The sequence below is a fragment of the Bradyrhizobium sp. genome (genome assembly GCF_030693485.1).
In the GTDB taxonomy this organism is placed as follows: Bacteria; Pseudomonadota; Alphaproteobacteria; order Rhizobiales; family Xanthobacteraceae; genus Bradyrhizobium.
Genome location: NZ_JAUYAN010000306.1, coordinates 1 through 8,967, shown reverse-complemented (window position 1 = coordinate 8,967; position 8,967 = coordinate 1). Strand labels below are relative to the sequence as shown.

The window sequence follows — 8,967 nt, the reverse complement described above, 5'->3', positions numbered from 1 at the left end:
CGGCGTGCGCGTCACCGTCGAGGACGGCAGCTGGGGCCTGGTGCGGGCGTCATCCAACAAGCCGGAACTGGTGGTCGTGGTCGAAAGTCCGGTCAGCGCGCAGCGCATGCACGATCTGTTCGAGGCGATGAACGTGGTGCTGCGGACGCACCCCGAGGTCGGCGCGTATAATCAGACGATTTGAGTTGGTGTCCCGGGCGCGGCGCAATTTGAGAGAAGCGAAATCGTGCGCCGCAGAACGGGACCCACGCATTTTGCGCGGAGCCCGTTGCCATATGGGTCCCGGCTCTGCGTCGCGTCGCTTTCCTGCCGCGCCGCGTCCGGGACACGCAATGTACCTACGCCGCGCGCACCGACCCCAGGAAGCTACCGACCTCGAACTTCAGCCGTTCGGATTGCGATGACAACCCTGTTGCGGCGTCCAGCAGTTTCGACGCCGAACTGCCGAGATCGCTGGAAGCCTCGGCGACGCCGACGATGTTCTCGTTGACCTCGCGGGTGCCGTTCGCCGCCTGCTGCACGTTGCCGGAGATCTCGCGTGTCGCCAGACCCTGTTGTTCGACCGCGGTCGCGATGGCATTGGAGATTTCGTTGATTTCGGCGATGGTGCCGCCGATCGCCTGGATCGCGCTGACGGCCTCGCCGGTCGCTGCCTGGATGCTCTGGATCTGCGAGGAGATTTCCTCGGTCGCCTGCGCGGTCTGATTGGCCAGCGCCTTGACCTCGCTGGCGACCACTGCAAAGCCGCGGCCGTGCTCGCCGGCGCGCGCGGCTTCGATCGTGGCATTGAGGGCCAGCAGGTTGGTCTGGCTGGCGATGCTCTGGATCAGAGTCACGACCTCGCCGATCTTCTGGGTCCCCGCGGCGAGGCCCTCGACCACGGCGTTGGTGCGGCGGGCTTCATCGGCCGCCTTTCCGGTGACGGTGGCGGAACGCGTCGCCTGCTGGGCAATCTCGCTGATCGAGGCGGTCAATTGCTCGGCAGCCGAGGCCACGGTTCCGACATTGAGCGAGGCCTGGGTCGATGCAGCGGCGGCTGCCGCGGTCTGTCGCGCGGCGTCCCCGCTGCTGTTGCTCATCGACGAAGACATGCCCTGCATCTCGCGGGCGGCGATGGCGACGGCTTCGACGATATGGCCGATCTTGTCTTCGAATTCGGTGGCGAGCCGGCGCATGGCCACGTCACGCTCCAGCCTGGCCTGCTGCTCGGCCTGGCCGCGCTCGGCGGTGGCGCGGGCCTCGGCGGCGTTTGCGGCTTCAACCTCGGCGGTCTTCTGCGCCGTCGTCATGAACAGCCGCTCCAGCTGATAGGCAACCAGAACCAGCACGGCGGCTTCGAGAATGAGAATGCCGGCATGAAGCACCACGCGGCCAAAGTCGGCGCCGCCCGGGAAGATCGCCGCCGGAATGATGAAATTCAGCGCCAGATGATGCAGGGCGACGGCAATCGTTCCGGCCAGGATCGGCCTGACGTCGCAATAGGCGACGAGGCAGGCCAGGGCCGCGAAGAAGTACATGTGCATGTCGATCTGCCAGGGATGCCCCGCGAGTTCCCAGGTGAACACCGAAACCCCGCCCATCAGCGCGACGGCGACCACGAGGCTGGTCGAAAGCCCGTTGCCTGCGGCGCGCCACGACAACGTCGCTGCCGCGGCGAAGGCGGTCGTTAGAAAGGTCGGCATCAGCCAGGCGCCGCGCGCCATGCCGACGGCCATCGCAATCGGAACATGCAGCCAGAGCAGCGCGATCAGCGCCTTGCTGGCGGTTTCGCGCAACGCGTCCAGATCCTTGCTGCCGATATTCATGCTCGGATTTCCTCCTCAGATTTCATTGGCGGGAGTGTTGAAGCAGGCAGCAATGGCTTGGGGATCGATCGTCAGCCACGCGCCGGCCTGGCGCAGTCGGCGCAGGCCTTCCTGATCGCTCGGTCTGACCACGAGAATGGCGGCGACGGCGGTCGTTCGGACGATGGCGGCGTCGGCGGAGGCTGTGGCCGCGAAAGTTTGCTGGGAGTTCCACCACGGTGGAAAGGCGACGGCAACAACTTCTGTGCCGGGACGAACCTGAAGCGAGAGCGCCGCGACAGCGACAACGCTGGCAAGCAGCAAGGCGGTGGCGTTGAACCAGGCCGGCAAGCGCGACGTGATGATGTTCCGGTCCGGGCCCATTTGGACTGGTTAGCGCGACAAAGCTAATTTTGGATGAACACCCGCAGGGAACTACGGAGGATGCCTGTCAGGCCACCGCCGGCACCGGCAGCGCCGTCACCGACTTGATCTTCTCCATCGCAAAGCGCGAGGTGACGTTCTTCAGCGGCACGGCGCCGATCAATTTCTTGTAGAAGATATCATAGCTCGCCATGTCCGCGACCACGACGCGCAGCATGTAGTCGACGTCGCCGGCCATGCGGTAGAACTCCATCACCTCCGGCATCGCGCTGACGGCGCCGGCAAAGGTCTTGAGCCAGGCCTCCGAATGATCGGCGCTCTCGACCGAGACGAACACCGTGATGCCGAGCCCGATCTTGTTCTGGTCGACCAGCGCGACCCGGCGCAGGATGACGCCGTCGGCCTCCAGCCGCTGGATCCGCTTCCAGCACGGCGTCGACGACAGGCCGACGCGATCACCGATCTCGGCGACCGAGAGCGAGGCGTCTTCCTGCAACACGGTCAGGATCTTGCGGTCGATGGCGTCGAGGCGACGGTTGGGTTCGTTGATCTGAAGGGCGACATCAGTCATGAGAAGAACTTTGTTCCATCGGGGATGCGAATTACCCTCATATAGAGAAAATTCTTCTAAGACAAGTCCGCTATTGATCGCCCTGCGCCGGGGCGGCGGGCTGGCTCTGGCTCAAAAGCTTTTCTACTTCAACGCGTTGCGGCGCAGCAAAGGCGCCGCCGTGGCGGGTGCATTTCAGCGCCGCGGCGGCCGAAGCGAACCGCAGCGTCTGCCGCAGTTCCTGATTCTCGGTGATCGCGAGCGCGAAAGCGCCATGGAAGACGTCGCCGGCGCCCAGCGTGTCCACGGTGTGGACCGGGAAGGCCGGCGTCTCCTGCAGCTGGCCCTGCTCGTCGAGCCAGATCGTGCCTTTCGGCCCGCGCGTCCCCGCCAGGAAGGCCGGCGTCAGTTTTGCAATCTTTCTCAGCGCTTCGCCGTCGTCGGTGACGCCGGCGGTCTCCTGCAGCGGCTCGCTCGAGAATACCAGATGGGAAGATGCGTTGAGCAAACCTTCGCGCAGCGACATCGCGCGGTCGACGTCCACGATGACAGGGATGCCGCGCCGACGCGCCTCGGCGCACAAATCGGTGCAGAATTCCGCGGCGCGGCTCTCGGTGAGGATGGCGGCGCAATCCTCCAGCAGTGTCTCGGCACTGGGCAGCCGTACTTTCCACAGTTCCGGATCCCGGAAGGTCACGATGGTGCGCTCACCGCTGGGATCGACCATCACGGCTGAGATCGGTGTCACCAGTCCCTGCATGTGGATGATGTGCCTGGTTTCGATGCCCTCATGCGCGAGCTTTTCGAAGATGAAGCGGCTGGATGCTTCGCGGGCGTCGCCCATCGGACCGCAGATCGAGGCACGCCCGCCGAGGCGGACAATGCCGATCGCGGCGTTGAGCGCGTTGCCGCCGCAAATCTCGTCGAAATGGGTGGCATTCTCCTTCGATCCGCGCCCCGGAACACCACTGACGCGGAAGGTGAGGTCGCGCACCGGCATGCCGATGCAAAGGGTGCGCGGCGGGATTTTTGGCGCGGCAGTGTGAAAATTCATGCGGTTATCCGTCATCGCGGCCCCGCTTTGTGCCGGAACCTGTGTCGGGTTAATCGATGGAACCATGGCGTGTTCCCGCTATGCGCCTGTGTCCGGGCGCTCATGCAGCCAGCGTCCGAGCAAATGATGGGCAATCGCAAACGGGTGCGGGCCGGCGAGGCCGTCGGGATGCTCCCGCTTGATCATCAGGGTCGCCTCGGCGCGGCTGAACCAGCGGGCATCCTCGAGTTCCATATGGTCGATGATGATGTCTTCGTTGGTGGCGCGTGCGGTGCAGCCGATCATCAGGGATGACGGATAGGGCCAAGGCTGCGTCATGTAGTAATTGACGTCGGTGCAGCGAATTCCGGATTCCTCGAAAATCTCGCGGCGAACCGCGTCCTCGATGGTTTCGGCGGCTTCGACGAAGCCGGCCAGACAAGAATACATTCCCGGCAGGAACTGCTTCTGGCGGCCGAGCAGGACCTTTTCGCCTGACGTCACCAGCATGATCACCACGGGGTCGGTGCGCGGAAAATGCTCGGCCTTGCAGCTCGGGCAATCGCGCTTCCAGCCGCCTTCCTTCATCCCGGTGCGGGTGCCGCAATTGGCGCAGAAGCCGTGGCGCTGGTGCCAGCTCACCATCGATTTCGCCATCGCGATCGCCGAGAGCTGCTCGGGCGGAACCGTGCCCTGCATGGCCATGCCGCGCAGTTCGGTGACGGCGACGTCGTCGCGGGTCAACAGTTTTTCAACCGATGCCGCCGAGATCCCCATGCCGAACACCGCAGCACCGTCGCGCAGACCGAGAAAGATGGTGCCGGGATTGGCGCCGAATTTCAGCGCCTCGTCGATGGTGAGCAGCACACGGGGGCCGCCGGCATCCTGCCTCACGAGCAGCGAATCGCGATGCACCACATAGGCGCGGGCGTCGCGATGCCTCTCCAGTGCGAACAGTTTTTCGTCATTGCCGCGCAGATGCGCGGCACGATCGAGAATGTTGGTGACGAAGGCGGGACGGCCGAGCGGAAAGGAATCGAATGCTGTCATGAGTTCAACCAAGCCAAATCTTGCGACGAAGCGCGCTGATGAAATTCTGGACTTCTTCCGCGTCATGCGCGAGCGGCGGCATCACTCCCCAGACCGGACGCGGCCAGGCGGCGTCACTGGTGCGGCGCGCGATGACATGGACATGCAGCTGCGGCACCACATTGCCCAGCGCCGCGATATTCAGCTTGTCGCACTTCGTGATCTCTTTCAGGGCACGGGCGACACGGGAGGTTTCCGTCGTCAATTGCGCCTGCTCGACCTCGTCGTGGTCGATGATCTCGACAGTATCGGCCCGGCGCGGCACCAGCAGCAGCCAGGGGTAATGCGCGTCCTTGATCACCAGCACCTTGCACAGCGGCAGGTCGCCGATATCGATGGTGTCTTTCTTGAGCTGGGAATGCAGCGACCAGGCGGGAGCGTCAGAAGGCATGTGGGTTCCAGGGGCGTCCATCGTTTTCTCGATGGCTTCGGGCTGAAGTGGCCTGAAATGGACACCGCTCCCAGTGTCTTATCAAGGCGTCGTCATCCGCGAAAGCGGATGATCCAGTACCCGGCGACGTCTCGGTGGATCCGCGAGGCCCCGGACTACTGGATACCCCGCAGCAGCCTGTCATCGGGCTCGCCAGAGGCGAGACCCGGTAGCGGGGCGTCATGACCGGGGCCCCGCTTGCTTTCCGGGGCTTTTGGCCCCAAATAAGGACCGGGAGATTGGCGGTGGACGAGCCACTCGCCAACCGGGTCAGGTCCGGAAGGAAGCAGCCCTAACGAGGTCCGGATCGGGTCGCTCGTCAGTCTCCTACCTGTTTTTTCGAGCGAATCGCGCAAGATGGGTCTATCCCGTCCTGCGCTCGATTCCTTCCCGTTCCGCAAGCCGGCTTCGAGAGACAAACATTGCGGATCGATCGATGACCGACGCTGCCACTCCCGTAACGCCCCCCCATGAACCTGAAAGTGTCCATCAGGGCGGCTTCGATCTCGGCGGCCCCCCGGAAGCCGGCAAGCACTACCGGGTGCTGGCGCGCAAATACCGCCCCTCCAGTTTCGAGGACCTCATCGGCCAGGATGCCGTGGTCCGCACGGTGTCGAACGCATTCGAAACCGGGCGGATTCCGCAGGCCTGGATCCTGACCGGGGTGCGCGGCGTCGGCAAGACCACCACGGCGCGGATCCTCGCCCGCGCGCTGAATTACGAACTGCCGGACGGATCGGTGAAGGGGCCGACCATCCACATGCCGGTGCCCGGCGTGCATTGCCAGGCCATCATGGAAAGCCGGCACATGGACGTGCTGGAGATGGACGCCGCCTCCCATACCGGCGTCGATGACGTGCGCCAGATCAACGACAGCGTGCGCTACGCGCCGGCCAGCGCGCGCTACAAGGTCTACATCATCGACGAAGTCCACATGCTCTCGACCGCGGCCTTCAACGCCTTCCTGAAGACGCTGGAAGAGCCGCCGGAACACGCCAAATTCGTCTTCGCCACCACCGAAATCCGCAAGGTCCCCGTCACCGTGCTGTCGCGCTGCCAGCGATTCGACCTGCGCCGGGTCGATGCCGACGTGCTGATGGGCCATCTCGCCAATATCGCGGGCAAGGAGAATGTCGAGGTCGAGCCGGAGGCGCTCGGCATCATCGCCCGCGCGGCGGAAGGCTCGGTGCGCGATTCGCTGTCGCTGTTCGACCAGGCCATCGCGCATGCGGCGGGCCCGGTGCGCGCCGATGCGGTGCGGCAGATGCTGGGCCTTGCCGACCGCACAAGAGTGATCGATCTGTTCGATTCGCTCGTTCGCGGCGACATCGCCAGCGCGTTCCGGGAATTCCGCGAGCAATACGACACCGGCGCCGACCCGATCGTGGTGCTGAGCGACCTCGCCGAATTCGTCAATTTCGTCACCCGGGTCAAGATCGTGCCGGCCACCGCCGACAATGTCGCGTTCGGCGAAACCGAGCGCGTGCGCGCCCGCGACTTCGCCTCGAAGCTCTCGATGCGCGTCCTGTCGAGGATGTGGCAGATGCTGCTCAAGGGCATCACCGAGCTGCAGGCCGCGACCCGGCCGGCGGCCGCGGCCGAAATGGTGCTGGTGCGCATCGCCTATGTCGCGGACATGCCGACGCCGGACGAGGCGATCCGGATGCTGGACCAGAACGGCGGCGCCTCGCCGGTGGCCGCATCGAGTTCGGCGTCGGGCTTCGCCACGTCCGCATCGACGGTATCCTCGATGTCCTCATCGGCAGCCCGCGCATCTTCTGCGCCGCGCGCCAGTGCCGAGGCATCCGCGCGACCACAGATGATGGCGCCGGAATCCGATACGCAGTCGGCTCCGGCGGCGATGAAGATCGCCAGCTTCCCCGAACTGGTGGCGCTGGCGGGCGGGAAGCGCGATCTCATGATCAAGGGCGCCCTGGAAGCCCATGTCCGCCTGGTTCGGATCGAGGACGGCCGGCTCGAACTGGCGCTGGAGCCAAGCGCGCCGCGAACCCTGGTCAACGATCTCTCCCGCAAGCTGGAACAATGGACCGGGCGGCGCTGGACCGTGATCGTGTCCAATGAGCCTGGACAGGCGACGCTGCGTTCCCAGAACGAAACCCAGAAGAACCAGCGGGAGCGCGCCGCCGAAGCCGATCCGCGGGTGCAGGAGGTGCTGGCGCGATTTCCCGGCGCCAAGGTGATCGAGGTGCGCAAGCTTGCCCCCGAGTCGCCGGAATCCGATGTTAGCGGTGAAGACCCCGCCGAGACTCCCGACAACGACGATCTCTAGATTTCGAAGGAAACGTTCATGGCTGATTTCCTCGGCATGATGAAGCAGGCGGCCCAGCTGCAATCCAGGATGCAGGCGATGCAGGAAGAGCTCGGCAATGTCGAGGTTGAGGGCATTTCCGGCGGTGGCCTCGTCCGCGTGCGCATGACCGCGAAGATGCAGGTCAAGACCGTCAAGATCGATCAGTCGCTGATGAAGGCGGACGAGTGCGAAATCCTCGAGGATCTGCTGGTGAGCGCGCATAACGACGCGCAGCGCAAGGCGGAAGCCGCGATGCAGCAGAAGATGCAGGCGCTTACCGGCGGGCTCGGCCTGCCGCCTGGACTGGGGCTCGGCTAGCCCAGATGGCTTCTGCGGTTGCCGGTCCCGAAATCGAGCGTCTGATCCAGTTGCTGGCGCGGTTGCCGGGGCTCGGCCCGCGCTCGGCGCGGCGCGCGGCGCTGCATCTGATCAAGAAGCGCGAGGCGCTGATGACGCCGCTGGCCGGCGCATTGCAGGTGGCGATCGACAAGATCCAGGTCTGCAGGACCTGCGGCAATATCGACACCCAAAATCCCTGCACGGTGTGCACCGACCCGCGGCGCGATCCCTCGATCATCGTCGTGGTCGCCGACGTTGCCGATCTCTGGGCGCTGGAGCGCGCGCACGCCACCAACGGCCTCTATCACGTGCTCGGCGCGACGCTGTCGCCGCTCGATGGCGTCGGCCCGCAGGACCTCACCATCGACGCGCTGGTGGCGCGCGCGCATGACCAGCGGGTGACCGAAATCATCCTCGCCCTGAATGCGACGGTGGACGGCCAGACCACCGCGCATTACATCACCGACCTGCTGCAGGAGGCCGGCGTCAAGGTGACGAGGCTAGCCCACGGCGTGCCGGTAGGCGGGGAACTCGACTATCTCGACGAAGGCACCCTGTCCGCAGCCATGCGGCAGCGGACTCTGTTCTGACACACTGCAAACGGAAATGATCGACATGATGATTCGACGATTCGGCCCACGCCTTGCTTTGGTGACAGCGATTGCAGTGACGTGCGCCGTGCCTGCCGTCAGTGCGCAACAGGCCGAGCCTGCGCCGAAGCCGGGCAGGCTGATCAACGCCGGCGACGTGCTGTCGGGCGAACTCAATGCCATGAAGGCCCGCGGCGGAAAAAGGGACAAGCGTATCGCCTTCTACCAGATCAAGAGCGAACCGCGCCGGCTGCCGCCGCCGAGTGGGCTGTGCAACCTGGAGACGGGGCCTGAAACCTTCCAGCTCATCACCTCCAGCGACGCCCAGACCGCGCAGCTGAAGGGCTTCATCGGCAAGGCCATCTCGATCAAGGTCGACGAAGTCGCCTGTGCGCAGGACGCCGGGCAGATGAGCGAAGCCGTGGTGACGAAATGGAGCGTGGTGACGAAGCATTGA

At 64.9% G+C, this 8,967-nt stretch carries 10 protein-coding genes, 1 other RNA gene and 1 pseudogene; 6 read left to right on the top strand and 6 right to left on the bottom strand.

Annotated features, from left to right (window positions below; translation table 11 throughout):
* Nucleotides 1-184 (top strand): annotated as a pseudogene (locus Q8N40_RS22350) (phosphomannomutase/phosphoglucomutase); the annotation flags it as partial.
* Nucleotides 185-338: 154 nt separating this feature from the next.
* On the opposite strand, the gene Q8N40_RS22345 reads toward Q8N40_RS22350, so the two are convergent.
* From Q8N40_RS22345 to Q8N40_RS22320, 6 genes are all read right to left on the bottom strand, one after another.
* Nucleotides 339-1,805, bottom strand: coding sequence for a methyl-accepting chemotaxis protein (locus Q8N40_RS22345; RefSeq protein ID WP_305713345.1), 1,467 nt, complete (start codon nucleotides 1,803-1,805; stop codon nucleotides 339-341).
* A gap of 15 nt (nucleotides 1,806-1,820) precedes the next feature.
* Nucleotides 1,821-2,168: a hypothetical protein gene (locus Q8N40_RS22340; RefSeq protein ID WP_305713344.1), complete on the bottom strand. Its 348-nt coding sequence runs from the start codon at nucleotides 2,166-2,168 to the stop codon at nucleotides 1,821-1,823.
* A 67-nt stretch (nucleotides 2,169-2,235) separates the two neighbouring features.
* On the bottom strand, nucleotides 2,236-2,739 hold the full coding sequence (locus Q8N40_RS22335) for an Lrp/AsnC family transcriptional regulator (protein ID WP_305713343.1): 504 nt from the start codon (nucleotides 2,737-2,739) through the stop codon (nucleotides 2,236-2,238).
* Nucleotides 2,740-2,809: 70 nt separating this feature from the next.
* Nucleotides 2,810-3,772 carry a sugar kinase gene (locus Q8N40_RS22330; RefSeq protein ID WP_305713342.1) on the bottom strand — a complete coding sequence of 321 codons (963 nt, stop codon included), beginning with the start codon at nucleotides 3,770-3,772 and terminating at the stop codon, nucleotides 2,810-2,812.
* 78 nt (nucleotides 3,773-3,850) lie between these two features.
* Nucleotides 3,851-4,801 carry an NAD(+) diphosphatase gene (gene nudC / locus Q8N40_RS22325; protein ID WP_305713341.1) on the bottom strand — a complete coding sequence of 317 codons (951 nt, stop codon included), beginning with the start codon at nucleotides 4,799-4,801 and terminating at the stop codon, nucleotides 3,851-3,853.
* A 4-nt stretch (nucleotides 4,802-4,805) separates the two neighbouring features.
* Nucleotides 4,806-5,252: an HIT domain-containing protein gene (locus Q8N40_RS22320; RefSeq protein ID WP_371135788.1), complete on the bottom strand. Its 447-nt coding sequence runs from the start codon at nucleotides 5,250-5,252 to the stop codon at nucleotides 4,806-4,808.
* Between the two features lie 252 nt (nucleotides 5,253-5,504).
* Between Q8N40_RS22320 and ffs the strand changes: the two genes are divergently transcribed.
* The 5 genes from ffs to Q8N40_RS22295 all read left to right on the top strand — a co-directional run bounded on the left by ffs (nucleotide 5,505) and on the right by Q8N40_RS22295 (nucleotide 8,967).
* Nucleotides 5,505-5,601: signal recognition particle sRNA small type (ffs, locus tag Q8N40_RS22315), an RNA gene on the top strand.
* A gap of 105 nt (nucleotides 5,602-5,706) precedes the next feature.
* Entirely contained in the window at nucleotides 5,707-7,560 is a 1,854-nt protein-coding gene (locus Q8N40_RS22310; protein WP_305713339.1) for a DNA polymerase III subunit gamma/tau, read from the top strand.
* Nucleotides 7,561-7,578: 18 nt separating this feature from the next.
* Entirely contained in the window at nucleotides 7,579-7,899 is a 321-nt protein-coding gene (locus tag Q8N40_RS22305) for a YbaB/EbfC family nucleoid-associated protein (protein WP_305713338.1), read from the top strand.
* A 5-nt stretch (nucleotides 7,900-7,904) separates the two neighbouring features.
* Nucleotides 7,905-8,510, top strand: coding sequence for a recombination mediator RecR (gene recR, locus Q8N40_RS22300; protein WP_305319956.1), 606 nt, complete (start codon nucleotides 7,905-7,907; stop codon nucleotides 8,508-8,510).
* Between the two features lie 28 nt (nucleotides 8,511-8,538).
* A complete protein-coding gene (locus tag Q8N40_RS22295) occupies nucleotides 8,539-8,967 on the top strand; it encodes a hypothetical protein (RefSeq protein ID WP_305713346.1) in 429 nt (142 codons plus the stop codon).